The sequence below is a fragment of the Domibacillus epiphyticus genome (assembly GCF_001975785.1).
Lineage (GTDB): Bacteria > Bacillota > Bacilli > Bacillales > Domibacillaceae > Domibacillus > Domibacillus epiphyticus.
On record NZ_MSFI01000002.1, the window covers coordinates 22339 to 48840 of the forward strand.

Annotated in this window: 24 protein-coding genes; 5 read left to right on the top strand and 19 right to left on the bottom strand. The window is 42.3% G+C overall.

The window, feature by feature from the left end; genetic code table 11:
• Window positions 1-206 precede the first annotated feature (206 nt).
• Both BTO28_RS01715 and BTO28_RS01720 read left to right on the top strand, forming a co-directional pair.
• Window positions 207-1076, top strand: a complete 870-nt coding sequence (locus tag BTO28_RS01715; protein ID WP_076763469.1) for a LysR family transcriptional regulator — start codon at window positions 207-209, stop codon at window positions 1074-1076.
• Between the two features lie 15 nt (window positions 1077-1091).
• Window positions 1092-2213 (top strand): AbrB family transcriptional regulator, encoded by a 1122-nt coding sequence (locus BTO28_RS01720; protein ID WP_076763471.1) that lies wholly within the window; start codon window positions 1092-1094, stop codon window positions 2211-2213.
• A gap of 158 nt (window positions 2214-2371) precedes the next feature.
• Here the strand turns inward: BTO28_RS01720 and BTO28_RS01725 are convergent, their stop codons facing one another.
• From BTO28_RS01725 to BTO28_RS01745, 5 genes are all read right to left on the bottom strand, one after another.
• Window positions 2372-3511: a glycerate kinase gene (locus tag BTO28_RS01725; protein ID WP_076763473.1), complete on the bottom strand. Its 1140-nt coding sequence runs from the start codon at window positions 3509-3511 to the stop codon at window positions 2372-2374.
• Between the two features lie 171 nt (window positions 3512-3682).
• Window positions 3683-5122, bottom strand: coding sequence for a MocR-like pyridoxine biosynthesis transcription factor PdxR (gene pdxR, locus BTO28_RS01730; protein ID WP_076763475.1), 1440 nt, complete (start codon window positions 5120-5122; stop codon window positions 3683-3685).
• 16 nt (window positions 5123-5138) lie between these two features.
• Window positions 5139-5333 carry a hypothetical protein gene (locus BTO28_RS01735; protein WP_076763477.1) on the bottom strand — a complete coding sequence of 65 codons (195 nt, stop codon included), beginning with the start codon at window positions 5331-5333 and terminating at the stop codon, window positions 5139-5141.
• A gap of 20 nt (window positions 5334-5353) precedes the next feature.
• A complete protein-coding gene (locus tag BTO28_RS01740) occupies window positions 5354-6025 on the bottom strand; it encodes an LrgB family protein (RefSeq protein WP_076763479.1) in 672 nt (223 codons plus the stop codon).
• Window positions 6010-6384 carry a CidA/LrgA family holin-like protein gene (locus tag BTO28_RS01745; protein WP_076763481.1) on the bottom strand — a complete coding sequence of 125 codons (375 nt, stop codon included), beginning with the start codon at window positions 6382-6384 and terminating at the stop codon, window positions 6010-6012. Before BTO28_RS01745 ends, BTO28_RS01740 begins: the two co-directional genes overlap by 16 nt.
• A gap of 250 nt (window positions 6385-6634) precedes the next feature.
• Here BTO28_RS01745 and BTO28_RS01750 point away from each other — a divergent pair, with 250 nt between their 5' ends.
• Both BTO28_RS01750 and chrA read left to right on the top strand, forming a co-directional pair.
• Entirely contained in the window at window positions 6635-6943 is a 309-nt protein-coding gene (locus BTO28_RS01750; protein WP_076763483.1) for a PadR family transcriptional regulator, read from the top strand.
• Between the two features lie 10 nt (window positions 6944-6953).
• Window positions 6954-8135, top strand: a complete 1182-nt coding sequence (chrA, locus tag BTO28_RS01755) for a chromate efflux transporter (protein WP_076763485.1) — start codon at window positions 6954-6956, stop codon at window positions 8133-8135.
• A gap of 37 nt (window positions 8136-8172) precedes the next feature.
• Here chrA and BTO28_RS01760 read toward each other — a convergent pair whose 3' ends face one another.
• From BTO28_RS01760 to BTO28_RS01780, 5 genes are read right to left on the bottom strand one after another with little or no spacing between them, the layout of a single operon-like run.
• Window positions 8173-8970, bottom strand: a complete 798-nt coding sequence (locus tag BTO28_RS01760) for a PepSY domain-containing protein (RefSeq protein ID WP_076763486.1) — start codon at window positions 8968-8970, stop codon at window positions 8173-8175.
• 1 nt (window position 8971) lies between these two features.
• Window positions 8972-10321, bottom strand: a complete 1350-nt coding sequence (locus tag BTO28_RS01765) for a sensor histidine kinase (RefSeq protein ID WP_076763488.1) — start codon at window positions 10319-10321, stop codon at window positions 8972-8974.
• Window positions 10322-10326: 5 nt separating this feature from the next.
• A complete protein-coding gene (locus BTO28_RS01770) occupies window positions 10327-11010 on the bottom strand; it encodes a response regulator transcription factor (RefSeq protein WP_076763490.1) in 684 nt (227 codons plus the stop codon).
• 13 nt (window positions 11011-11023) lie between these two features.
• Complete coding sequence (locus BTO28_RS01775; RefSeq protein WP_233129801.1) at window positions 11024-12469, bottom strand: SLC13 family permease; 1446 nt, start codon at window positions 12467-12469, stop codon at window positions 11024-11026.
• The gene (locus BTO28_RS01780; RefSeq protein WP_076763492.1) at window positions 12469-13653 is read right to left on the bottom strand and encodes a glycerate kinase family protein; all 1185 of its coding nucleotides are present in this window, start codon (window positions 13651-13653) and stop codon (window positions 12469-12471) included. Before BTO28_RS01780 ends, BTO28_RS01775 begins: the two co-directional genes overlap by 1 nt.
• A 209-nt stretch (window positions 13654-13862) precedes the next feature.
• Between BTO28_RS01780 and katA the strand changes: the two genes are divergently transcribed.
• Window positions 13863-15320 carry a catalase KatA gene (katA, locus tag BTO28_RS01785; protein WP_076763494.1) on the top strand — a complete coding sequence of 486 codons (1458 nt, stop codon included), beginning with the start codon at window positions 13863-13865 and terminating at the stop codon, window positions 15318-15320.
• A 182-nt stretch (window positions 15321-15502) separates the two neighbouring features.
• Here katA and BTO28_RS01790 read toward each other — a convergent pair whose 3' ends face one another.
• The 9 genes from BTO28_RS01790 to BTO28_RS01830 form a co-directional block, all read right to left on the bottom strand.
• Complete coding sequence (locus BTO28_RS01790; RefSeq protein ID WP_076763496.1) at window positions 15503-15868, bottom strand: hypothetical protein; 366 nt, start codon at window positions 15866-15868, stop codon at window positions 15503-15505.
• A gap of 106 nt (window positions 15869-15974) precedes the next feature.
• A complete protein-coding gene (locus BTO28_RS01795; protein ID WP_076763497.1) occupies window positions 15975-16697 on the bottom strand; it encodes a glycerophosphodiester phosphodiesterase in 723 nt (240 codons plus the stop codon).
• A gap of 146 nt (window positions 16698-16843) precedes the next feature.
• Window positions 16844-18040 (bottom strand): class I SAM-dependent rRNA methyltransferase, encoded by a 1197-nt coding sequence (locus tag BTO28_RS01800; RefSeq protein ID WP_076763499.1) that lies wholly within the window; start codon window positions 18038-18040, stop codon window positions 16844-16846.
• A 117-nt stretch (window positions 18041-18157) separates the two neighbouring features.
• Window positions 18158-20287, bottom strand: coding sequence for a type IA DNA topoisomerase (locus BTO28_RS01805; protein WP_076763501.1), 2130 nt, complete (start codon window positions 20285-20287; stop codon window positions 18158-18160).
• A 97-nt stretch (window positions 20288-20384) separates the two neighbouring features.
• Complete coding sequence (locus tag BTO28_RS01810) at window positions 20385-21374, bottom strand: F510_1955 family glycosylhydrolase (protein WP_144289428.1); 990 nt, start codon at window positions 21372-21374, stop codon at window positions 20385-20387.
• 248 nt (window positions 21375-21622) lie between these two features.
• On the bottom strand, window positions 21623-24043 hold the full coding sequence (locus BTO28_RS01815) for a heavy metal translocating P-type ATPase (protein ID WP_076763504.1): 2421 nt from the start codon (window positions 24041-24043) through the stop codon (window positions 21623-21625).
• Window positions 24044-24124: 81 nt separating this feature from the next.
• Window positions 24125-24331: a copper chaperone CopZ gene (gene copZ, locus BTO28_RS01820; RefSeq protein ID WP_076763506.1), complete on the bottom strand. Its 207-nt coding sequence runs from the start codon at window positions 24329-24331 to the stop codon at window positions 24125-24127.
• Between the two features lie 28 nt (window positions 24332-24359).
• Window positions 24360-24695, bottom strand: a complete 336-nt coding sequence (locus BTO28_RS01825; protein WP_076763508.1) for a metal-sensitive transcriptional regulator — start codon at window positions 24693-24695, stop codon at window positions 24360-24362.
• A gap of 193 nt (window positions 24696-24888) precedes the next feature.
• Window positions 24889-26280, bottom strand: a complete 1392-nt coding sequence (locus BTO28_RS01830) for an N-acetylmuramoyl-L-alanine amidase (RefSeq protein ID WP_233129802.1) — start codon at window positions 26278-26280, stop codon at window positions 24889-24891.
• Window positions 26281-26502: the final 222 nt, after the last annotated feature.

The window sequence follows — 26502 nt, forward strand, 5'->3', positions numbered from 1 at the left end:
CGTAATTCGTTATAACGTAATCGTAATAGAGCGTTCGCAATAAAAATAATATTGTTTTTCTATGCAAGTTCATAAAATACTTTTATAGATAGAAAATTAGACTGGATTTTATTTGAAATGAGTTGTATTATACGTATCAATCAACAAAATATAAGCTTTCTCACATTATCCATAATGATTATTTATGATGATAGGAGGACTATTGAATGGATGAAAAAGACTGGTCCATCTTAGTCACACTATACGAAGAAAGAAACATAACAAAAGCAGCGCACCGGCTTTATATTTCGCAGCCGGCTTTAACCTATCGCATTCAGCAACTAGAAAAAGAGTTTGACACAAAAATCGTCTCCAGAGGAAAGAAAGGGGTCGAATTCACAGTAAAAGGGGACTATCTTGTCCAATATGCAAAAGAGATGCAGATGCAATTAAGAAAGACAAAGGAACACCTTTTAAATATGGATAACACGGTAAAAGGGGCACTTCGTTTAGGTGCCTCAGGTATGTTTGCCCGGTACGAGCTCCCAACACTTTTAAAAGATTTCCTATCTCAATATCCTGACGTCGAGATTAACTTAAAAACCGGCTGGAGTGCTGACATTAGTCAAATGCTTCAAAAAGAAGAGGCTCACGTCGGCATTATAAGAGGAGACTATCATTGGCATGATAAAAAAGTGCTGTTTCATTCCGAAAAAATATGTCTTGCATCCAGTACTAAAGTAGACTTCAAAGACCTTCCGTCGCTCCCAAGAATTAATTATAAAACGGACCAGTCTTTACAGCATGTTATTGAACAATGGTGGCAGGAAACATATACGGTACCACCGTTGATTTCGATGGAAGTTGACCGGATCGATACGTGCAAACAACTCGTATTAAATGGGCTTGGCTACGCAATCTTGCCTGAAATATGCGTCAAAAAAGAAGATCCTTTGCAGATGATCCCGATCGTTTTGCCGGATCATCAATATTTACTTCGAAACACGTGGATTTTCTATCGGGATGTTACGTTAGAATTGGTTCATGTGAAAGCATTCATTAACTTTTTACAACAATCGAAAATGAAGAGTACTTAAAAAGAAGGGTTTAAGATGAAAAAGTGGCATGTAACTGAACAAAGCGCATCAACCCAAATAGCTGCTGCAGCTGTCATTGCCTTTATGGGCGGGGGTATTTTTTGGGCGATCCAGACGCCTATTCCGTGGCTTCTCGGTCCTATGACTGCGCTTTTACTAGCATCGCGTTTCAAAAGAATACACCTTGCCTGGTCTGCAAAGATTCGAGATACAGGATTAATTATCGCAGGATACTCCATTGGAATGTCGTTCACGAAAGAGTCTCTTTTCCAAATAACCGATCAACTCTCTGCCATGATGCTCTATACATGCCTGATTGTTGTTTTTTGCGCGCTTATCGCTTTATTTATTTCAAAGATTTCTGGCATCGATTACCCTACTGCATTAACAGCAAGTATTCCCGGGGGCTTGTCTCAAATAATTATTTTCGCAGAAGAAATGAAGGATATTGACATTACAACGGTCGCCTTTTTCCACGTAATTCGCGTGCTAATGGTCGTGTTTTTTGTACCGTTTCTCGTTTTCAGTCCTTTATTTACACCAGATAGCTCCATATCCTCATTCGCAATGCTGACTGATACCGTCCCGCAATGGGGGGATTTATTCCCAAGCATTGTAGCATTTGGACTCGTTTGTTATCTGGCTGCAAAACTTGGAGAAAAAATAAAATTACCGGCACCTTATTTTTTAGGACCTGTTATAGCGGCTTCTTCTTTGACAATCTCTGGTGTTCATGGCCCGCTCTTGCCGCCTTCTCTTCTCGACGTTTCTCAATTTATGATCGGCGGCTACATCGGATTATTATTAAAGCCCGAGCAATTAAAGGATAAAACGAAAATGATCTCTCTCTCTATTATCAGCGGACTTCTTCTCATTTGTGCGTCATTCGCTTTTAGTGTCCTGCTTTCCAAACAATATGATTTGTCTTCACTGACTAGTTTTTTAAGCTTAGCTCCTGGCGGCATGGATCAAATGAGTATTGTCGCGCATGAAGTGAATGCCGACGTTTCCACTGTAACAAGCTACCAGCTTTTTCGTATGATGTTTATTTTTTTTGCAGTACCAGCGATGCTTCGACTCGTCCTGAAAATAAGGTGGAATAAACAAGAGAAAACGTCCAGAAAAACAAGCAAATGAATGATAATGCGAAAACCCCGCTGACACTAACTTTAGCGGGGATTTTTCACGATCATACCGGGTATTCTTTATACCCTTCCTTGTTTTCTCTTTTTTCTATTTTTCTTTTTTCCTCACAAAAAAACCATCTCTTCGTTTCAAAGAGTTGGTTTTCCATTTCAACTGGTTCTTCCTATCTTAAATGCAGCTGCCACGTTTCTTGCTGTTCTTTCCACATTATTCATCGCATATTCCAATGCTTCAGATAGTGGAACAGCCCCAGGGACAATGCTGAAAACAGCATCAATTCCATAATCATAAACAACATCGCTGTCAGGCGTAACATTTCCCGCAATCGCAATAACGGGAACACCTGATTTTTTGGCTATTTTCGCCACGCCAATCGGCGTTTTTCCGTATATCGTCTGACTGTCAATCTTGCCTTCACCGGTAATCACAAGCGTTGCGCCCTTTATCTTTTCCGCCAGTCCAGCTGCCTCAATGACGATGTCCACACCACTTTTTAATTCCGCATGTAAAAAAGCAAGCAGTCCGCCTCCAAGTCCCCCGGCTGCACCCGCACCCGGGACATTTCTGATTTTTTTTTGTAAATCACGCTCAATAATTGTCGCATAATGGGCCAGACTTTTATCCAGTTCCTTCACCATATCCGGCGTTGCACCTTTTTGAGGTCCAAATATAGCAGATGCGCCTTTGCCCCCTGTTAATGGATTATCGACATCACAAGCTACGTCAATTTTTATATGATCAAGACGCGGGTCAAGATTGGATATATCAATAGAATCAAGCGTATGAAGTACTCCACCGCCTTCCCCGATTTCAAATCCTTCCGCATTTACTAGCGATGCGCCAAGTGCTTTGACCATGCCCGCCCCGCCATCGTTCGTCGCACTTCCGCCAATGCCGATGATTATATGATCGACTCCACAATCCATTGCGGCGAGAATGAGTTCTCCCGTTCCGCGTGTGGTTGTGAAAAGCGGATTTCTTTTTTCTAAAGGAACGAGATGAAGTCCGGAAGCTGCCGCCATTTCAATTACGGCGGTTTTTCCGGTGCCAGTTAATCCGAAAAAAGCGTCAACAGGCTCTCCTAAAGGTCCGGTTACCGTTTTTTCAATTATCCTTCCTCCTGTCGCATCCACTAGTGACTGAACTGTTCCTTCCCCCCCGTCTGCCATTGGGACTTTAACATAATCTATATCGGGCAAGACCGTCCGCATTCCTTTTTCCACTGCTTCAGCTACCTGCCGAGCACTTAAACTTTCTTTAAACGAATCCGGTGCAATGACAATTTTCATGAGATCCACCTCTCGTACGAATTGAAATGTCGTTTTTCACTATTATACTAGAACATGTATGAATGATATTACACCTTCCAGCTTATTAAAAACCGGAGATCATATTGATCTCCGGTTGCGTTATATAGGATGAATCTATTTGTAAAAGGGGGAAAATAAAACGAAACCGCTCTACGTTTTTACACAAACACTCAACGCTTCCGCAAACCGCGCAATCCCTTCCCCAATCACATCCGTTTCTTCTCTTCCAAATGTAAAGCGGACATACCTTTTTTGCGAGCCAAAAACACTGCCGGGCACGAACGACAGACCCCTCTTCATCGATTCCTCGAGAAGCTGCTGTTCATTGACGGCATGTTTCAACCGGCACCATATATGAATGCCGCCTTCTGGAATAAAATAGTCTACTTCTTTTTTTACGTATTGATCCAAGCTGACAACAATCTCATCCCGGCGTATCTTTAATTCACTTCGAATCATATGAATATGTTTATCGAAAGACGGTGATTTCAGAAATTCATTTGCGGCCCACTGGGGAAATATACTGTGGCCAAAATCAACCTGCTGTTTTGCGTCTGCGAGCCGCTCAATTACATTTTCCGGTCCAATCACCCATCCAATCCGCAGGCCGGAAGCCACGATTTTTGATAATGAACTGATATAAAGCACATTGCCGTTCCCATCCATCGATTTTAGTGTATCACTTACTTCGCTGTTAAAAGACGTCAGTGAATACGGATCGTCTTCAATAATCGGGATGCCCAATTCAGAAGAAATTTCAAGAATTCGTTTTCGTCGAGCCGGGCTCATCTTTAAACCGGTCGGGTTTTGAAAATCTGGATTTAAAAAAAGCATTCGAATACGATGTTTTCTATGAAGAGCGATTACATCATCTGGATTAATCCCATGCTGGTCAACAGGCAAGAGAAACGTATTTATGCCTGCTGACTGAAAAATAGGCAGCGAATAACAGTATGATGGATCCTCAATCGCAATGGAATCGCCAGGTTTCAACAGGCATTGAATAATTAAATGAAGTGCCTGCTGTGCACCGGATGTGATTAAAATAGAAGCCGGAAGCGTGTGTATCTTTTTATACTCTTTCACATGATGCGCAATCGTTTCCCGCAATGCCGCATTTCCTTGCGGGTGATCGTAGCCAAGATGGTCGAGAAACGGGTTTTCTGCCATAATTGTTTTGAATTGTTCACGAGGAAGAAGTCCTGGAGACAATTCGCCGCTGGATAAATTGATGATGTTTCTCTTTTGATTTTCTGTGCGAATGCGCTGGACGAGGGGCAGATTCGGCAAAAAGGAGCCATCTTCCATGTAACGGCCCCAATTAGGAATGCGCTTATGGGAAATCCCCCAAATATCTGTGCTGATTCGGGTGCCGCTCCCTTTTTTTCGTTCGACAATGCCCAGCGACTTCAGCTCTTCATATGCCGCTACAACGGTACTTCTGTTTACACCAAGCTCTTTAGCCAGAAGACGTTCCGATGGAAGCGCGCTTTCCGACGAATAAAGACCGGTGGAAATTCCCTGTTCAATATAATCGGCAATTTGTTTATACACCGCTTTTTTCGCGGTCCGGTCCGGCCTCCACTCCATGTTATCACCTTCCTGCTTATATCACGCTCACAATATACCAGACGACACCAATTGTCAGCCCGACAAACAAAAGGACATATATAATGGATAAGTTAATCGTATTCCTCTTCGTGGACTCCCCGTATTTCGCATCCTCGTTTTTTGTTACGAACAAAGTGCCGATAAGTGAAATGAACAAAATAATAATGATTAATGCTATAGCAATTTTCATTTTTGAATTCCCCCTTTCTTTTATAAAAAATAGCCAATTATATACGGAATGATAAAACTTGCGGTGATCCCGGTCGCAATCATTGTGACGGAACCGATGGCGGCTGCTTCCTTTTCATTTTTTAATAACTGGCTTACCCCGATTATATGTGAAGCACATCCCATTCCAACTCCTCTGCCAATTGTGCTTTTCACGCGAAGGATCCGCATGATAATCGGTCCTGCAATAGCACCGGTTATCCCCGCAATGACCACAAATGCTGCAGTAATCGCTGGAATCCCCTCTATTTTTCCGGATAATGCAAGGGCAATTGGCATCGTCGTTAACTGCGGAATGATCGATGCAATAATCGAATTACTGAGTCCGATCGATTTTCCAGCCAGAACAGCAATAAGCACAGTTAACAAAATACCGAGACATGAACCTAACAAAATAGAAAAAAAATGTGTTTTTAAAAGACGCCGCTGATTATAAAGCGGAATAGCAAGCGCCACAATAGATGCATTTAAAAATAGTGACAGCCATTTTGCTCCGCTCCCCACATATTCTTTGTGGGACGTACCAGTCAGGGAAAATAACACAACAAAAAAGGCAGTTGTTGTTAAAACCGGCAGCGTAAAAGGAGATGAAGCCTTTTCATTTATTTTCACAGCCAGAAAGTAAACAAAAACAGTGATTACGATCCATCCCATTGTTGTTCCTCTTTTCTGGCAAGCCTATCACTAACAAAGGCGGAAACAGCAAGTGTCATTAGTGTGCTGCCGATAATCACTACAACCAGTCCGATTCCCTCTTGCAAAAAGAATGCCCCATAATCGATCACTCCTGTTGTCGCCGGGATTAAAAAGAGCGGCATAAATGCAACAAGTTTCAACGCTCCCATCTCAACCCATTTTGACGGTAAAATACCCGTTGTGAGCAAGATAAACAGCAGGATCATCCCAATTAAACTACCGGGTATCGATAAATTAAGCCAATCCGCTATCTGATTTCCAACTAAACTAATTACGTAAAGAACACCCGCTTGGAGTGCCATCACCATCCACTTCATGGCTCCACCCCCATCCTTTTATCATAAAAAATATTGTTAAAAAAGAACCATCCAATTTAATAACATTTTAACCATCCAATTTAAATCCTTTTCCTTATCATAACAGGAAAAGCCTCTTTAAATATTACAAACTTCTGAACTGTTCCTCGTGAAACAAACTATGCTTATGTTGGTTGATTTGAGGTAGAAAAGAATGTAAAATCAATTACGAATATCGATATTGATTTTCGATACAAGGGGAGGTAATTCGTTGGAAGATAAGGTTCTGCGAAAGCTGTTTCTTGGATTTATTCATATTCACATTTTACACCACGCTAAAGAATATCCCATATTTGGTGCATGGATGCTCGAAGAATTGCGGGAACATGGCTATGAGATAAGCCCTGGAACGTTGTATCCGATCCTCCATACGATGGAAAAAGACGGCCTGCTGACGCGCGAAGACCGGAACGTGGCCGGGAAAATCCGAAAATATTACACGACGACAGATAAAGGAAAGAAGATATTACAAGAGGCACGAAAAAAAGCGTCTGAACTTTTCAAGGAAATAAAAGAGTGAGGGGACGATTATGCGAAAAATTAATGTTAGAACGTGGATGGAAATTTTACTTGTGTCAACTCGGCTTGGTTTAACTTCATTTGGTGGACCGGTTGCTCATTTAGGATATTTTCATGAAGAATACGTTCGCAGACGAAAATGGATGGATGAAAAAAACTACGCTGATTTAGTAGCACTCTGTCAGTTTTTGCCTGGACCGGCAAGCAGCCAGGTCGGGATTGGTGTAGGGGTTATTCGTGGCGGGGTAATTGGCGGTGTTCTTGCTTTTATTGGCTTTACAATGCCTTCCGTTCTTGCTTTGATTCTATTCGCCCTTCTTCTTCAAGGATTTGATATTGGAGATGCCGGCTGGATTCATGGGTTAAAAATCGTTGCCGTTGCTGTCGTTGCGCATGCGATACTTGGAATGGCTCAAAAATTAACGCCGGATTTAAAGCGAAAGGCAATCGCGCTAGCCGCATTGACCATTACATTGCTCTGGCAGACAGCCTTCACGCAAGTTGGTGTCATTCTTTTATCCGGTTTCATCGGGTTTCTTCTGTATAAAGAATATGCACAGGATAAATCCGAACCTTTCTCTTTCCCACTTTCACGTCGTTTCGGTGCGATTTGTCTCACGCTCTTTTTTGTATTACTTATCGCACTTCCAATCCTGCGTGAAGTGACTTCACTCAACTGGGTTGCCATGTTTGACAGCTTTTATCGCGGAGGTGCACTCGTTTTTGGCGGCGGTCATGTTGTCCTTCCTCTGCTTGAACGTGAATTTGTGCCGAATGGCTGGTTAAATGAAGAACAATTTTTAGCTGGATATGGTGCTGCACAGGCGGTCCCGGGACCATTATTCACATTCGCTGCTTATATTGGTGCGGTCATTAATGGCTGGCAGGGCGGATTGCTGGCTACATTTGCGATTTTCTTACCTGCATTTTTACTTATTCTTGGCGCCCTTCCATTCTGGGATATGGTTCGTCATAACCCAAAGATTCAAGGTGCGCTTATGGGCGTGAATGCAGCAGTTGTCGGCATTTTGATATCCGCTTTCTATACGCCAATTTGGATAAGCTCTATTCTGGCACCAATCGATTTTGCATTTGCTGCGATTTTGTTCAGCATGCTTGTTTATTGGAAGCTTCCGCCATGGATTGTTGTACTGACAGGTGCTGTCGGCGGTGCATTAATAGGCTTTATATAAAAAAGGAATGTCCCGCAATCGGCGGGACGTTCCTTTTTTAGTCGTCATCTACTTGATCATCTGAATCCGTGTCAGTATCTTCATCATCCACGTCATCATCATCTGATTCAACTGGCGGCGTATTCGTTTTTGTTTTTGGTGATTCTTTTTGAACCTTTTTAAACCAGTAAATAGATGATAATTTTGCTGTTGTTTCTTGTATGTATACATGCGCACCGTCTTTGCTGTTCTCTACCGTCACTTTATACAAGGGACCCGTTTTCGAGTTTATTTTTGATACATTGGTGACACTGCCGTTTACAGTCTTCAACGCAATTTCCCTCGCACGCTGTTCTGAAATAACATTCTCTGCTTTTTCTGCTGGGGAGTCTTTTATTTCCTTTGAAGAAACCGTCTTTTCGTTTATCAGATCATAGATAACCCGAAATTGCTTCTCTTCTTTTGACACAATCGCTTCCGCATACTGTTTCCCTTGTTCGCGCATAGCCTTAATCTCTGTGACCCGCCCATTTGATTCCGCAATTATTTTCTCTTTTGCTTCTTCAAGCGTTAACAACGCTTCCTCTTTTTCCATCATCTTAACATTATTAATCTTTTTCGTTTTCCCATCTACTGAAAGACTGTACGTCCCTTTCTCGTTTTTGATCACCATGTAATAATCGTATTTGGGCTGATCCCATTTTACTGATACAATGTTACCGCCATACATGTCAGTCACAATCTTTTCTGCCTGTTTCTGTGAAATTATTGCCGGCCGATTGTTGAACAGTCCTTCGTATAAGACGAATCCCAGTCCAATCACGATAACAGCTATAAGAAATATCTTTATTTTCATCTTACGCCTCCGATTTTGGCAGAATCACGGTAAAAACAGAGCCTGCACCTTCCACACTTTTCATTGAAATACTGCCGCCGTGCTGTTCACTGATTCTTTTCGCAATCGATAATCCTAATCCTGCCCCGCCCGTTTTTCGGCTTCTTACTTGATCTACCCGGTATAGACGATCAAATACGTATGGCTGAGCATCCTCCGGTATGCCGATTCCACGATCTTCCACCGAAAGCTTTATCCAGTTATTTTCTTCTTCAAGGGCGACATGGATGGCGTCATTGCTGTATTTCCGGGCGTTATCCAGTAATATGACGAGAAGTTGAATAAAGCTTTGTTCGTGCACATCTGCGTATAACGATCGGGAATCCGGAGAAAAGTGAATCTCCTGTGCATCCGTCATTTGCAACCGCTCTATCGTTTTATGAACAACCGGTACAATGTTCATCCGTTCCCGGTCATTTTCAATTAACTCTTCTGATACTGCCAGCTGCAAAAGCTGTTCCGTCAAATATTTCATACGCGATGACTCAGATTCAATTGCTGTCATCGCTTCTTCCATTACATCCGCACGAGTCGTTCCCCAGCGGCGAAGCAACTTCATATAGCTTGAAATGACCGTAAGCGGTGTTTTTAATTCATGGGACGCATCCGACACAAACTGCTCCTGTTTCATATAGCTGTTTTCCAGCTTAGCAATCATCCGGTTAAAGGTGGCAGCCAGTTCATTTAATTCGTCATTGTTTTTTCCGGATATCTCAATCTGCTCATACGATTCTTTTTCTTCAATTGTTTTCATTGTATAAATAAGCCGCTGAATAGGCCTGGAAATAATATTACCCAGAATCCAGCTCGCAATAAATAAAAGCGTGATGACAACAATGGATGTAAAGACGAGCACCCATTTCAAGTCCGTTACATTCTCCATCAAGCTGTCTATGTTTTCGACGATTTGCAAATTCATAACTTCGCCTTCGCTGTTAATCATCGGAATAGACACAACCGCAAATTGGGACTGCTTAAATGACAGGACCTGTTCGTATTGATCATCTTTAAATGAAGTCACAATAGACCTGTAGCGTTTATCTGTCACGAATTCATGTACCGGATGATGGTCACTGCCCACAACTTTAATCATGCCATTATTGATTAAATAAGCCCTCAGTACCTGCTCTGTTGACGATTCACTGTTTGTATTCAGCTCTTTTAAAATAGTATTTGCTGTATTTAAAAGCCGCTGTTGTTCGGACTCAATGATTGTACATTTAAATAATACGTAAATAGCCGTGTTTGCAATGATCAAAAGACAAATTAACAGCACTGTAATCGACAATTGTATGCGCGTACTAAGCCTCATCCCGCTTAATCCTTAATCATATAGCCGACACCGCGTACTGTTTGAATAAAAGGTTCCTCATCCGTGGGCTGCAGTTTTTTTCGCAAATACCGGATATACACATCGACAACATTTGTATCCCCGAAGTAGTCATATCCCCACACTTGATTTACTATTTGCCCTCGTTCCAAAGCGCGGTTTTTATTTTCTGCCAAATACATTAAAAGATCATATTCTCTTGGTGTTAAGTCTACTATCGAACCGTTCACGTAAACCTCACGGGCATCAGACCGGATCATTAAATGGCGGATCGAAATTGAGTCATCAGGTTCATCCCGTTTTCGGGGATGAAAACGTAAATGAGTCCGAATCCTGGCCAAGAGTTCCTCGATTTCAAATGGTTTAGTCATATAATCATTTGCACCCAAATCGAGACCGCTGACTTTATCGTAAACAGAGTTTCTCGCCGTCAGCATAATGACGATCGTCTCTTCATTCATTGACCGGATGCGACGCAAAACTTCCATCCCGTTTAATTCCGGAATCATGACATCGAGAATGACAAGCTGAACCGGTTCTTTCTTTAAAAGAGCCAGCCCCTCTCTACCGCTATGGACCACACTTGTTTTAAAGCCTTCATACTCAAGCTCGAGCTGTATTACCCGGGCAATATGTTCATCATCTTCAATAATTAGTATGTGATCGCTCATTTTCCCACCTCGTTTAAATAGACAAACCCGTCCATTTCCAGTATGTAAAATAAAACAGGAACATGACAAGGACGTAAAGAGGCATTAAATATATACTAATATGAAGAAGTTTTTTTGCATCATAGGTCATATTGCCCTCTTCATAAAAAAGTAGAAGGGCTTTCGAACTGACAGGCAGCGTCACACAATAATTCATACCGATTAAACTCAAAAAAACGATTCCAGCTGAATCCGCCCCGATCGTCTGTCCAAATACAATAAAAGTTGGTATTAATACAACAGCTCGCGTCGTATGTGATGTTATATATAAATGGCTTGTGACGGCAACGAATAAAATGATGAATACGATAAACCATTCGGGCGTATCTGTAAAAAAATATAAAAAACTGAACATTTCTTCCTCAATCCACTGAACCACTCCAGATTCAACAAGCTGTTCCCCAAGAGCCGACGCTGCCGCAACAAATAAAATCAAATTCCACGATACAGAGTGAATACCTTGTTTCCAGCTCATCACACCGAATTCTGGAAGGACAAACAAAAGCGCACCGAACACTGTTACGAAGGCTAAATCGTATCCATGAATACTTTCCGTTACCCAACCTAGTGCCACCGCCAGAATAAGAAAAGCGGTTTTCTTTTCTTTTTTTCTCATCGGCACTTTCTCTGTTTTTTCTATCTCGACGAGTTCCGTCCTTTGATTACTTCGTTTTGGCCAGAGCCTCCACTTCATGACATAAAGCGAAAGAAACGTCACCACCAGTGTAAAAGGGACGCTCCAGAACAGCCATTGCATAAAGGAAATGGACTGTCCCGTGGTCGTTTTTAATATCCCAATGCCTATTAAATGAGAACCGGCACCGATGAGCGTTGCAGACGTGCTCATTAAAATCATCACCGGAACGATCATTGCCAGCACTTCATTTTCCGGTTTTGAAAATAACTTGCTTAATTGCTTCATAACCGGCATCGACAAAGCGGCTCGCCCGGACGTAGATGGAATAAAAAAAGAGGATAAAAACAGAACAAACGTCAGCATTGATAAAATGCTGCTTTTTCGCTGTGTTCGCTGTACAATCATTTGGCTTATCCGGTCGGCGAGTCCTGATTGTTTAATCGCTTCTCCTATTATAAAAGAGCCGATCATCAGCCAGACGACTTCTTCTGAAAGGGAATGATACAAAATGTCCGGCTCTCCGGCTTTCAGCAGGATGACCACTAGGAGCATACACATCGCAACGAGCCCTGCCGGCACTTTCGTTAAAATCCACAATGTCATCGCGGACAAAAAAGCAAACATTGTTAGTTTTCCTGAATAGTCAAGCGAGTCTATTTTCAACAGGAGAAAAGCAAAGATAACATGAATCGCCATGATGAGAAGGTTCCGGGTCTGACACGTTTGAATGAATTCGAGAATGTCAGTCCACGCTGTTTTCAGGACCGCAGGTTTCCAGATCATCACGAAGCCCCCTTTCTTGCTCCTATTTGTTTATGCGCAATTTTCAACCCGATCGTCACTTGACGTAAAATGCACTCTACACTTTCTTCTATCCACTGCGGTGCTTTATATATCGCTTTTTCAAGCGTTGCGGGCTTTTGAATAATACTAGAGTAGGCATCAATTCCCGCAGCATAGTTCAGTTCAGCTCCCTGCCCAATCGTACCTGTAATCGCAACAACCGGGATCCCGTATTTTTTTGCAATTCTTGCGACTTCACATGGAATCTTCCCTTGCGGCGTTTGAAAATCAATGCTCCCCTCTGCCGTAATGACGAGATCCGCACCGGCTATTTTTTTCTCCATTTGAATAAACTTCATAATCAAATCAAAGCGTGGATGCAATGTCGCATTTGCAAACGCGATTAACCCTGCACCCAGTCCTCCTGACGCTCCACTCCCTGGCAAGCAGCGCACATCCATTCCAGTCATCTTTTGAATTAGTCCCGCATAGTGTTGAAGAGCAGCAGATAACGATTGTACCTGGTCAGGTGTTGCTCCCTTTTGCGGTCCGAACACCTTTGCAACTCCATTTTCACCGCATAAAACGTTATTCCAATTACACGCTACATCAATCGGTATATCTTTGAGTCTCGGATCAAGGTGAGTGAGGTCAATGGAATGCACCCGCAGCAAATCCTCTCCACCCGCTATATGTATTTCTTCTTTTCGTTCATTTAAAAAACGAACACCGAGCGCTTGAGCCATCCCGGCACCTCCATCAGACGTCCCTGAATCTCCGCAGCCAATGATCATTTGGTCAACACCTAAATGAAGAGCGTCGCGTATTAACTCACCAACACCATAAGTAGTTGTCTTTAACGGATTTCTCGCATCTCTCGGCACTAACTTTAAACCGGCCGCAGCTGCCATTTCGATCACTGCGGTCCGTTTATCTCCTTCCACGTACAACCCATAGTGGCTGATGATTTTTTTTCCTGTCGGTCCTGTAATTTTTTTATAAATCAATTCGCCTTTTTTAATTTTGACGATCGCTTTTGCAAACCCTTCTCCGCCGTCAATCATTGGCACCTGCTCTGTCTGGATAAATGGATCGTATCGTTTTGCTCCCGCTGTCATAGCAGCGACAACTTCATCAGCATCGAGGCATTCCTTAAAACCGGATGGGATCATAACAACCTTCATATTTTCTCCTCCTGACTTCTCGTTGTTATGATCAAATTACCCCCAAAAAACTAATATTCCCTGTGAAATTGATTAAAAATTGATGAGAAAATGGATTTTATGTAATAAACCATATTTGTTAATAATAATTATAAATAAATATTGACTTTTGCTTGAGAAGTGTTATCATTACATTATCAACTAAAATATTAAATTATGAGGTGATTGATTTGAGCGAAAAAAACAACCGTTTGACAACTGGCTGGGGTGCCCCGGTTGGTGATAACCAAAACTCTCAAACTGCCGGACAGCGCGGCCCTGCATTAATCCAAGACGTTCATTTACTTGAAAAACTAGCACACTTTAACCGCGAACGTGTACCTGAGCGTGTCGTACATGCAAAGGGGGCAGGTGCTCACGGGTACTTTGAAGTAACGAATGATCTTTCTCAATACACAAAAGCAGACTTCTTATCTGAAGTAGGAAAACGCACGCCAATGTTTATTCGTTTCTCAACTGTAGCCGGTGAACTTGGCTCTTCTGATACAGTACGTGACCCACGCGGTTTCGCTGTGAAATTTTACACAGAAGAAGGCAACTATGATTTAGTTGGAAACAACACGCCTGTGTTCTTTATTCGCGATGCGATTAAATTCCCAGACTTCATTCATACACAAAAACGTGATCCGAAGACACACTTAAAAAATCCGACTGCAGTATGGGATTTCTGGTCTTTATCACCTGAATCACTTCACCAAGTAACAATTTTGATGTCTGACCGTGGTATTCCAGCAACGCTTCGCCACCAGCATGGATTTGGAAGCCACACTTTCAAATGGGTGAACGATAAAGGCGAAGGCGTTTGGGTGAAATACCACTTTAAAACAGAGCAAGGCATTAAAAACCTTGATGTTGATTTAGCAGCGAAACTTGCTGGTGAAAATCCAGATTATCATACAGAAGATTTATTCAATGCCATTGAAAACGGCGACTTCCCTGCATGGAAATTGTGCGTCCAAATCATGCCTCTTGAAGATGCCAATACGTATAAATGGGATCCGTTTGATGTGACAAAAGTATGGTCGCAAAAAGATTATCCGCTAATCGAAGTTGGCCGCATGGTGCTTGACCGCAATCCTGAAAACTACTTTGCTGAAGTAGAGCAGGCAACGTTCTCACCTGGCACACTCGTACCAGGCATTGAGCCATCTCCGGACAAAATGCTGCAAGGCCGTTTGTTCGCATACTCTGATGCAGCTCGTTACCGCGTTGGAGCGAACCACCAACACTTGCCAATCAATCGTCCGAAAGTGGAAGTAAATAACCATCAGCGCGACGGTCAAATGCGCTTTGACGGCAATGGCGGCGGCTCCGTATACTATGAGCCAAACAGCTTTAACGGCCCGACAGAATCTCCAGAACACAAAGTAACACCGTATGAGGTTTCTGGACAAGTCGGTGAACATTCTTACAGCCACGATGATCATTACACACAAGCTGGCGACTTGTACCGTTTGTTGTCAGAAGACGAGCGTACACGCCTTGTGAACAACATCGTTGGTGCTATGAAACCAGTCGAAAGAGACGACATTAAACTTCGTCAAATCGGCCACTTCTACAAAGCAGATCCTGAATACGGAACACGCATTGCGGAAGGTCTTGGTCTTGCTGTACCAGTACAAAACTAAAATAAATAAAGAGGTATCCGGCGGCAGCCGGATACCTCTTTTATCTCATAAAAGGAGAATGCAACATGAGTAATAGTAAAAGTATTTGCCCGGATTGCCGGACAACACTCAAAAAATTAAAGCACAGCACCATTTGTGGGTGTGGCATTAAATTTACAACTGTTACGCGATCAAAAAAATAATCATTTCTTTATTGCGCCCATTCCCGTTAAAATTTCCTTGGCATCTTTATTCAAATAGCCATCAATATCTTCACGCATAAACAGCGCTGCTCGGTTTTTCAGGAGCATTTTAATTCCTCTTAAATCAAACTTATATGAATATTCATTAATTGCATTGATTGCGGAAAGTTCCTGTCTCGTCATCGCAGCATGACCCGAATTTATTTGATCAACTAAAAACATTAAAATTTCTCTCGCATTGCTGTTTAATAAGTGTTTATTTTGTTGAAGATCATCTATGTTTTGTTCAATGTATTTTCTGGCTGAAAAATAGTCTAGTTCTTCAACATGTTTATTAATTTTCCTAACTAACTCTTCAAATTCCATCCAAACCAACTCCTATTACCATAAATGTAAATTAGATACAAACACCTATTTGTGTATCTTAATTATAGTTCAAAAGTACTGAAATAGAAAGGAATTTGAATGATATTCATAAAAATCGTTCTGGAAAATCAGTGATAATTGCTTCAATCGGCATGCCGCTTTCTTTTACGCGCATCCATTCTCTCTTCTCATTAATCGTATAAAGACGAAGCAAAATTCCGCTATTTACCGCTGCTTTCCCGTATTCACTGAGCGCAAACGAAACTTGTGTGTGCAATGCAGTCAGGCCTAACTTCTTTGCATTCATAACTGCTTCCCTTGGGATGCGCCATACAAGTCCAGCCACTGCGATATACGGGTCAAGCTCGATCACACGCCGTACACTGTCCAAATTAAAGGAGGAGATGATCACTCTCCCTCTCATTCTATAATCCTCAATGAGTTCCAGCACTTTTTGTTCTATGCCGTGATACGGCACTTTATTCGTTTTAAGTTCAATATTAATCTGCAGTTCGTTTCCCGATGCCCAGGTGAAAAATTCATCCAGTGTCGGAACTTTTTCTCCTGCAAACGTTGTATCGAACCAGCTTCCCGCGTCAAGGCCGGCCACTTCTTTGTATGTCATCCTTTGAATGAATCCTTGTCCGTTCGTCGTCCTATTCACCGTTTCATCGTGAATAATGACAATCTCTCCATCTTTCGTTACTTGTACATCAAGTTCTATCCCGCCCGCACCTAGCTTTGCTGCCGCTTCAAACGCTGCCATCGTATTCTCCGGATGTGTCCCACTTGCGCCTCGATGAGCAAAAATAACAGGATGCTGAGTCATTTCGTCCCCTCCTTTTTGAAATAATATGCACTCACGTATGATCAGTGCGAAAAGCGATCCATGCCGTACGAACCATCGAAATGTACTTACATACTTAAAATGAAAACAGCTTTAAGCAACGACTTTCCGCTTTTCAAAGCTGCTATTCATTTACTTATCTTAATAAAGAGTACTTTTAAGTAATCCCCTTCTGGAAACTCCTTTAAGGTTCTGAAATCATCCGGCAGCGTATACTGCTCTAAAATCGTATACGACACATTCTTTTCCTTACAGGCTGTCTTAATAAAGCTTTTAAATTTTTTCAAATCAAATGCACTGCTGTTCGTGGAAGCAACAATGACACCATTGTCATTTGTTAAATCAATCGTTTCTTTCATCAGAGTCGTGTAATCTTTCGCTGCACTAAAGGTCCGCTTTTTTGTTTTCGCAAAGCTTGGCGGGTCGACAACGACAAGATCAAACGTCCGTCCTTTCCGTGCTGCGTATTTAAAGTATTGAAATACATCGTCCACCACAATCTCATGCTGAGCGGCATCCATTCCATTCACTTCAAATTGCTGAATGGTTTTTGCCCGACTTCTGTTCGCTACATCGACACTTGTTGTCTTCTTCGCTCCCCCGAGAGCCGAACAAACAGAAAATGCGCCGGTGTAGGAGAACATATTCAACATATCCGCATCTTTTGAGTACCGTTCACGAATCGCTTTCCGTACGTTCCGCTGATCCAGAAAAACTCCGGTCATGGCACCGTCATTTAAGTCAACAGCAAAATTTACGCCATTTTCTTTCACCACAATCGGAAACTCACCGCGTTCACCCGCCACAAAATCATCATCTTCTATATACTGCCCTTTTAAGTCAAAGCGTTTTTTTTCATAAATGCCTTTGTAATCCACTTTTTCTTTCATAGCCGCCAATATATCATCGCGAAACGCATAGATACCGAGACTGTACCAGTGTATGACGTAAAAGCCGTCGTAATAATCTATAATCAGTCCGCCAACACCGTCCCCTTCACCATTAAAGACCCTAAATGCCGTTGTGTTCGGATCATCAAATAGAGCCTTGCGCAGGTGTAATGCGGTTTTAATTTTTTTCACAAAGAAATCTTTATCAATGCTTACTTCCGGTTCACAGGTAATGATCCAGCCCAGCCCTTTGTTTTGTACCCCGTAATAGCCCGTTCCAATGTAATTTTTCTTATCATCCAGAACACGGATTATGGTTCCTTCTTCTTTCAACATTTTACTGTTTTCCACCGCATCTTTTTCAATAAGAGGAAAACCATTTTTTAGTTTTACCGCAGCTTTTTTATTCACTTTCACGTTTATAATTGTTTTCATCGAGGCCCTCACAAGCTTTTTTCTTTATCTTATCAAAGTCCATTTAAAAACGGCATCTATTCGGCTCGTGGTACAATGAAAATAAATGGTGAAAGAGTCTTTTTTCTATTTTCCAGTTTATTTTTTATTTTTAAATTCAAACTGAACGCTTCCATCATTTCTGTCTTTCCACACAATATATGCATCAAACGGGCTTTTCCCTTTAAAACCTTTAATCAAATTTGTTTTTCCTTTTTCAAGCAGCTTTTTTATATTCGCTGCACTGATCGTTTTGCCGAGCATTTTTTTACTGATCATAAAGCTGCACTTCGTCGTTGAATACATTGTGCAGCCATATAGCTTTCCTTTATCAACCACTGCCGCTCCGCATTTTGGACAGCCGCCTAGATGTTTTTCTTCACTCTTCTTCTGTACTTGGGACTCAAATTGCCATGATGAGGAATGGTTAATTGCATCATGCACAATTTTCTGTGCCAATTTTTTTGACTGATCGATAAACACATTTGCCGGCGCTTCGCCTTTTCCAATCTCTTTTAAACGTTTTTCCCATCGCCCTGTTAGTTCAGGGGAGGCAAGAAGTGTATGTTCAACAGCATCCATTAAGATAAATGCTTTTTGCGTAGGAGCTAAACGGTGCTGTTCAATCTCCATATATTCGAGCTGCTTTAGCCGTTCAATAATATTCGAGCGCGTACTTTCCTCGCCCAGACCTGATACCGACTTCAGTACTTGTCCGAGCTCCTTATCGTCAACGGACTGTCCAACATTTTTCATAGCCGTGATCAATTCGCCCTCTGTATACCGTTTCGGAGGCACCGTCTTCCCTTCTGTTACTTTCACCTCTTCTGCCTCGCCTTGCTGCCCTTCTTTCACAGATGGAAGAATCACATCCTCTTTCTCGGATTCAAACAACACCGGACGCCAGCCAGGAAAAAGGAGCTGTTTTCCGTTCGTTATGAACACGTGCGATTCAATGCTGGTCTGAATGCTGGAATGGGCAAAAACCGCCGGATCATAGTGAGCGGCAATAAGCGAACGGGCGATCATATCATAGATTTTCTTTTCATCGCCGCTTAATGAATTCAGTGACGGCACGTTTTCAGTCGGGATGATCGCATAGTGGTCGCTGACCATTTTCTCGTTCACGTATCGCTTGTCCGATAGGATATTTCGTGTCGTATTAGCCGTCAGCGTCTTATAGGGTTCCAGCGACGATAACTTATTCAAAATATTTGGAAATGCTGCTGCTTCTTCTTTTGTCACGTGGTTGCTGTCCGTTCGTGGATACGTTACAAATGATTTTTCATATAATGACTGCGTCAATTCCAACGTTTTTTTCGGTGAAAAGCGAAACCGCTTATTCGCCAGTGCCTGTAAAGTCGACAAACTGTGCAAAGCAGGGGGCGGGACGCTCTTTCTCTCTGTTTTTACTTTTTGAACGATTGCTTCTTTCCCCTGACACTGTTTTTGAATGGCTTCCGCTTCTTCTTTTTTCTCAAAGCGGGTGCCAGTTTCCATTGAATATTTCCCTTCATAAACAGATCCGTCTATATTAAACTGTGCAATCACTTCAAAAAATGGTTTTGAAACAAACTGTAAGATTTCACGTTCACGCTTTACAACAAGCGCAAGTGTCGGGGTTTGCACGCGTCCTACTGAAAAAACAGACCTCCCGGCGCCCTTTGACTGAATGAGCAGGGTATACGCACGGCTTGCATTCATGCCAATCAGCCAATCCGCATAGCTGCGCGCCATCGCTTCATGATAAAGCGGCTTCGTCTGCTCAATATCAAGTAAATTCGAAAAAGCATGCTCTACTGCGTTTGGTGTTAAACTGCTCACCCACAGCCTCTTCATCGGCTTATTGACGCCTGACATGCGGACGACGAGCTGGACAATAAGCTCACCTTCACGTGCCGGGTCTCCTGCAGCGATAATTTCTGTCACATTTGGATTTGTCAATATGTCTTTCACCGCTTTAAAACGGCTTGCCTTTGACGGAATGATTTTATATTTAAACGATTCCGGAATCATTGGGAGCGTATCCATCTGCCACTTTTTGAGCGCTGGATTCATTTCATGCGGCGGTGCGATTTCAAACAAATGGCCGCTGCACCATGTTAAAAGAGCACCGTTTCGAAACATTTCACATGGCTTGATTTCTATATGCGATCCTTTTTTCACATGACGAAATGGAGCTGCCAGCGCCTGAGCCTGCAGCGCTTTTTCCGCAACAATTGCCTGCATTTTTGTTCCTCCTTTCTAAATAAAAAACACACGTTCGATTACTAGTAAGTATAATCGACCGTGTGTTTTTTGAAAAGAGTCCGTTTTAGTCCAGAAATTATTTATTTTCTACACCTTTTCCTTTCACCGCAATAGGATCCCAGCTTTCCCCAGAATCATTGCTCACGTAAATGTTATTTTCACTTGTTGAATAAGCAATGACATCTTTGTTTTTCGGATTCGCCGCAATATATGTTATAAATTCCTCTTCATTTATCGAAGGGATCTCTACCTCTTTCACTTCAAGAGATTCTAAATCCAATATGCTTAATTCAGCTGTCCCGCGCATTGAACCGACGAGCAATTTCTCATCGAATGTGTAGGAAAGTGCTGAAACAGGCGCGTCTGATAAAACTTGTTCAAATTGATTCCCATTGTCTATAGAAAGAAAGGCTCCTTTGTCAGTACCTATTGCCGCCGATTTTTCATTTTTCGGATGAACAGCTAAAGAGGCTGCTTGTCCATCTACATTTTTCGCGCTGCTATTGGTCCAGTTCGCCGCTTCATCTGTTGAAAAAAAGAGACCGGGCCGATCCATAATGGAATTAGGCTGCGGATTCATAACATAAATGGCATTTGAATAATAACCAGCAGCCATGCCATGAAAATCAACTTCCCCATACAACGTCAGCGTTTGGATCTCTGCACCAAGTTCATCACTTTTTACAATACCAAGCGGATTTTTCAAATCACTATCCGGGGCGGGATGTCCACTGCTGAAAAATCCTTCATCCGTTATGGAAAACCCCATATAGTCATGCTGGGCGTTTTCGGATTTTTTCCATCTCTCATCCTCAAAAATTCTTAAACCGTCATGTGCAGGAACAATAAGACGGTTCCCATCATTTGTGTATCCCAACCCATGAATATGGTCGAAGGAAATGTTTGTCGTTACGTGTTTGTGCTCACTTGTACGTTTTGGTGTGCCCTCATTGGCGTTTTCATTTACACGCTCATTTTTATTATTGAAAACCATAGCCGCTGCACTTATCACAAAAATCATTAGTACGGCAGAAACGATGATCTTCCCTTTTTTCGTTTTTTTCATCATATGACCCTTCCTTTTTTAATCGACAAAATATCTATTTTCATTATAAAGAGAAAATATGCAGACTTTATGGAGTACAGAAAAAACGAAACACAGTAATTAGGATAAATAAAGGCATGATGATTTTAGCCACCATGCCCTGTTAACATTTGAGGATGATTCTGTTAAGTGAAACTATTGTAAACCGCTATAACAACGAGTAAATAAGCAACAGCCGCAAACGCCCAATTTTTCATGCAACCACACCCTTATAATTTCACTTTTTGCAGTCGAAGCGCGTTAATCACAACCGAAACCGAGCTGAATGCCATAGCAGCTCCTGCCAGCCACGGTGCCAGGAATCCTAACGCAGCAATGGGAATGCCTAATGTGTTATAACCGAACGCCCAGAACAAGTTTTGTTTTACATTGCGGATCGTCGCCTTACTCATAAAGATCGCATCCGCAATACTGTTGAGATCTCCACGAATTAACGTGATATCCGCAGCTTCCAGCGCGACATCTGTTCCTGTCCCGATCGCCATTCCAATATCCGCCGTTGCAAGTGCAGGCGCATCATTGATGCCGTCACCAACCATAGCGACTTTTTTCCCCTTCTCCTGAAGTTTCTTTACCTCATCCGCTTTTCCTTCCGGGAGAACTTCCGCAATAACATGATCGATGCCGACCTGTCCGGCAATGGATACTGCAGTCTGCTTGTTGTCACCTGTCATCATAATGATTTCAAGACCCATCTCTTTCAAGCGCGCTATCGCCGCTTTTGATGTTTCTTTAATGGTGTCGGCAACCGCAATGATCCCCGCATACTGGCCATCAATTGCAACCAGCATAGCCGTTTTCCCTTCTTTCTCCATTGACTCCATTTGGCCGTTAGCGTCCGAAATCGATACGTTATGCTGCATCATCAGTTTACGTGTTCCAATGAGCAGCTCTTTTCCTTCTACCTCTGCTTTAATCCCAAAACCAGGAATGGCTTCAAATTGATCTGTTTCTTTTAAAGAAATCCCTTTTTCTTTAATCCCCTGCACAATAGCCGTAGCCAGCGGGTGCTCCGATTGTCTTTCCGCTGATCCAACCAAAGCAAGAAATTCTTCTTCATGAATGGATCCTTGCACCAACACATCCGTCAATACAGGTGTACCGTTTGTGATCGTTCCTGTTTTATCAAGGACAACAGTTGTAATCCGATGAGTGGTTTCAAGATGTTCTCCGCCTTTAAACAGAACGCCGTACTCTGCTGCTCTCCCTGACCCCGCCATGATAGATGTTGGTGTTGCAAGTCCGAGCGCACATGGGCAGGCGATAACTAAAACAGCAATCAGTTTTTCTAACGCGCCCCCAAAGTTTCCTGGATCCGCCCAGATAAACCAGACGAGAAACGTAACCACTGCAATCCCTATCACAATAGGGACAAAAATACCCGATATTTGATCGGCTAAACGCTGAATAGGTGCTTTTGACCCCTGCGCTTCTTCCACCACTTTAATAATTTGTGCCAGTGCCGTATTTTTGCCGACTTTTGTTGCTTTGATTTTCAAAAATCCGTTTTTGTTCATGGTGGCACCGATCACGTCATCCCCGGACTGTTTATCCACAGGAACACTTTCTCCAGTCAGCATCGATTCGTCAATAGCAGATCGCCCTTCTACAATCACGCCGTCAACAGGCACCTTTTCGCCTGGTTTAACATGAAGGATATCACCCACCAGCACTTCTTCAAGGGAGATTTCCATTTCCTGTCCGTCTCTTTCGACGATGGCGGTTTTCGCTTGCAGACCCATTAGTTTTTTAATGGCTTCAGAAGAACGTCCTTTTGCTTTAGCTTCAAACAGTTTCCCTAAAATAATCAACGTAATTAGGATCGCGCTTGTTTCAAAGTAGAGCCCGACCATATGGCCTGGTTGTCCGATCGATTCAATAGACAAGTACACGCTGTAAAAATATGCGGCAGATGTACCTAGAGCAACTAGCACATCCATATTGGCGCTTTTATTTTTCAACGCTTTATAGGCGCCTGCGTAAAACTGCTTGCCAATAATAAACTGGACTGGAGTTGCCAAAGCCAACTGAACCCATGGATTCATGAACATATGTGGTACATACAGTCCAGATGTGAACTCAAAGTGACCGACCATTGCCCATAACAGCGGCAGTGAGAGAATGGCTGAAAAGATAAACTTTCCAGTCTGCCGCTCAATTTCTTTTTGCCGGTGGTCAATGCTATCCTGTCCACCATCCTGATCCTTTACAGCAGCTCCATACCCAAGCGATTCAACTTTTTTTATTACTTCAGCTTGAGAAAGTGCCGAAGGGTTATATTCAACACTCGCCCGTTCAAGTGCTAAATTTACGTTAGCGCTTGTCACGCCTTCGAGTTTATTTAACCCTTTCTGAATCCGTGTGGCACAGGCGGCACACGTCATCCCTGTAATATTGAACTCTTTCTTTTCCATGACGACGCCATATCCTAAATCCTCTATTTTCTTTTGGATGGCTTTCTCGTTCGTTATTACAGGATCGTATTTAACCTTGGATTTTTCCAATGCTAAGTTAACCGATGCATCTTCTACCCCATCAAGTTTGTTTAACCCCTTTTCGATTCGTACTGCGCAGGCCGCACAGGTCATCCCCGAAATGTGCAAGCTTGTTTCTTTTGTAGTCTCGTTCAAGGCTGCTCACTCCTTATACCCACTTGGGGTATATTTTATTCCGAAAAGAACGTGCTAGTGGTTAGCACGTTTCTTTACTATTTAAACTACGTCATATCCTTGATCGTCGATCGTTTCTTTAATTTTCTCAATAGAAACTTGATTCGTGTCATATTCAACATCGACTTTGTTTGCTTGTAAATCAACCTGTACAGAATGAACACCTTCCAGCTTGCCCACACTGCCTTCGATTGCTTTAACGCAGTGTCCGCATGACATTCCTTGTACTTGTAATGTTGTTTGTTCCATATTTCCTTACTCCCTTCAATAAGCAAAATTATTTTTTCATTAATTTTTGAATCGTAACGAGCAGTTCATCTACTACATCAGCGTCTCCCTCTTGAATACGTTCTAACACACAGCTTTTCATGTGCCCTTCAAGAAGAATTTTCGCTACGCTGTTAAGCGCTGCCTGGGTTGCGGCAATTTGTGTAATGACATCATCACAGTAAACATCCCTTTCGATCAGCCCTTTAATTCCCCGGATCTGACCTTCAACCCTGTTTAATCTTGTCACCAAATTCTTTTTTGTTTTTTCAGAATGGTGGCTTTTACGGCCAGATTCATTTGCACAGTATGGATCTTCACTGGTTAGACATTCAAGATTATCCAATCCGACGCCTCCCTCAACATTAATTTACCATACCCCCCTAATGTATGTAAAGCGATGCGTTTTATTTTTTATTATTTTCTTTGCTCTCGCCCTTATACAGGTGATTCCTTTTCATGCAGTGTGACAATACAGCAATACATATTTAATGCAAAAAAAATCGTCTCCTATAAAAAGGAGACAATTTTCATAAAACTTATTTATAAAGCGAATTTACATTGTACCCTTTCGCTTTGTAGTAATCGAGAATGCCATTGTAAATTGCTTTTGACATAGTATTCATCCAATAATCCGATGCCATTTTTGATGCGTCACCTGCATTTGATATAAAGCCAAGCTCCAAGAGTGCAGCCGGCATATTATTCTCACGAAGAACGGAGAAATTGCCATTCTTCACGCCTCGATCCCTAAGATTCCATGCTGTAAGCATTCGTGCTTGAATTTTGGACGCCAGCAATTTACTGTCAGCTACATGTGGATTTCCAGCTGAATAATAATACGTTTCCGTACCAGTCGCACTTGGTGTGGCAGCGTTCGCATGGATGCTGACGAAAATATCCCCGTCATTGTTTTTTGCAAAAGCAGACCTGTCTTTTAATTCAATAAACGTATCATTCGAACGCGTCATTTTTACATTAAACGGCGTTTGTTTCAACAAGTTGTTCACTTGAAGTCCCGTCTTAAGCACGACTTCTTTTTCTTTTAGTCCATTTCCGACAGCCCCTGAATCCTTGCCTCCATGACCTGGATCAAGAATAATCGTTTGACTGGAAAGTTTTGAATCATTGTTTTCTGTCAAAGTAGGCGGCACAGTATTCCCTGTTGATGCAGTGCGTAAATAATACGTGCTAATGTAGCCGACTTTACCCTCTGTTTTTACATACGTCCATCCCCCAATGGAATGGGCCCCTGTTACCGGCGTGTTTGCTGCAATCTTTCCTACCGACCGGTATGAAGTGGACGGACCTGAGCGGATGTTTAAGTTTCCAGTTGTAGAAACTAGATTTTTCATAAATTTTGCGGACTGCTTTAAACGAAATTCAGGATTAATGGCTCTTGCCAAGAACACAGCAAAGTCTGCGCGGGTAATGGTCTGATTGGAACCAAATGTGCCATTGGATAAACCACTGGCGATGCCTAAATTCATCAATGCTTTTTCAGCACCTGCACTGGATGAATAACCAAATGCTTTTGCGATCATAACCGCCATTTCGCCGCGTGTTACAACTTTATATGGACGAAAACTGCTCCCATATCCAGACATAATCCCTTTGTCTGCTGCCGATTGTATATATCCGGATGCAAAGCTGCCAGAACCAACATCTTTAAAACTCGTAGCACGCTGTTTCCCATTCAGCTGAAGAGCGCGTCCGATAAAAACGGCTGCCTCTGACCGGGTAATCGTTTTATAAGGAGTAAATGTCGTCGGGGTAGAGCCGCTTACGACTTGCCCTTCTACTAAATAGTTAACTTCCTTTAAGGCACGCGAAGGTACGTCAACGAAGCCCGCAGCATGGGTCTTTGTATTTATACTAAATAGAGAAACAATCATAAGAAATGCTAGAGCCGCTATCAAAATCCTCTTCACTGTTTTTCCTCCATTCGGGAAATATTCCACTTTACTAACATTCAGTATATATGAATCTTCTACTTTTTTTATAATTTTTTTGTTTATTCTTCATTTTTTTCTGTGATTGACCCTTTGCAGACCGCTTATATGGGACGGCTAGCATCACAGGTAAGTGAATATGCCATTTTGTCTGGTACAATCGTCAGATCAAATACACTATTTTTAAATTTGTAATCGTTA

Bases quoted from the DNA above. Each gene is read 5' to 3' on its own strand.
- BTO28_RS01715 (WP_076763469.1), top strand. From the start codon at position 207: ATGGATGAAAAAGACTGGTCCATCTTAGTCACACTATACGAAGAAAGA.
- BTO28_RS01720 (WP_076763471.1), top strand. From the start codon at position 1,092: ATGAAAAAGTGGCATGTAACTGAACAAAGCGCATCAACCCAAATAGCT.
- BTO28_RS01725 (WP_076763473.1), bottom strand. From the start codon at position 3,511: ATGAAAATTGTCATTGCACCGGATTCGTTTAAAGAAAGTTTAAGTGCT.
- pdxR (WP_076763475.1), bottom strand. From the start codon at position 5,122: ATGGAGTGGAGGCCGGACCGGACCGCGAAAAAAGCGGTGTATAAACAA.
- BTO28_RS01735 (WP_076763477.1), bottom strand. From the start codon at position 5,333: ATGAAAATTGCTATAGCATTAATCATTATTATTTTGTTCATTTCACTT.
- BTO28_RS01740 (WP_076763479.1), bottom strand. From the start codon at position 6,025: ATGGGATGGATCGTAATCACTGTTTTTGTTTACTTTCTGGCTGTGAAA.
- BTO28_RS01745 (WP_076763481.1), bottom strand. From the start codon at position 6,384: ATGAAGTGGATGGTGATGGCACTCCAAGCGGGTGTTCTTTACGTAATT.
- chrA (WP_076763485.1), top strand. From the start codon at position 6,954: ATGCGAAAAATTAATGTTAGAACGTGGATGGAAATTTTACTTGTGTCA.
- BTO28_RS01760 (WP_076763486.1), bottom strand. From the start codon at position 8,970: ATGAAAATAAAGATATTTCTTATAGCTGTTATCGTGATTGGACTGGGA.
- BTO28_RS01765 (WP_076763488.1), bottom strand. From the start codon at position 10,321: ATGAGGCTTAGTACGCGCATACAATTGTCGATTACAGTGCTGTTAATT.
- BTO28_RS01770 (WP_076763490.1), bottom strand. From the start codon at position 11,010: ATGAGCGATCACATACTAATTATTGAAGATGATGAACATATTGCCCGG.
- BTO28_RS01775 (WP_233129801.1), bottom strand. From the start codon at position 12,469: ATGATCTGGAAACCTGCGGTCCTGAAAACAGCGTGGACTGACATTCTC.
- BTO28_RS01780 (WP_076763492.1), bottom strand. From the start codon at position 13,653: ATGAAGGTTGTTATGATCCCATCCGGTTTTAAGGAATGCCTCGATGCT.
- BTO28_RS01790 (WP_076763496.1), bottom strand. From the start codon at position 15,868: ATGGAATTTGAAGAGTTAGTTAGGAAAATTAATAAACATGTTGAAGAA.
- BTO28_RS01795 (WP_076763497.1), bottom strand. From the start codon at position 16,697: ATGACTCAGCATCCTGTTATTTTTGCTCATCGAGGCGCAAGTGGGACA.
- BTO28_RS01800 (WP_076763499.1), bottom strand. From the start codon at position 18,040: ATGAAAACAATTATAAACGTGAAAGTGAATAAAAAAGCTGCGGTAAAA.
- BTO28_RS01805 (WP_076763501.1), bottom strand. From the start codon at position 20,287: ATGCAGGCAATTGTTGCGGAAAAAGCGCTGCAGGCTCAGGCGCTGGCA.
- BTO28_RS01810 (WP_144289428.1), bottom strand. From the start codon at position 21,374: ATGAAAAAAACGAAAAAAGGGAAGATCATCGTTTCTGCCGTACTAATG.
- copZ (WP_076763506.1), bottom strand. From the start codon at position 24,331: ATGGAACAAACAACATTACAAGTACAAGGAATGTCATGCGGACACTGC.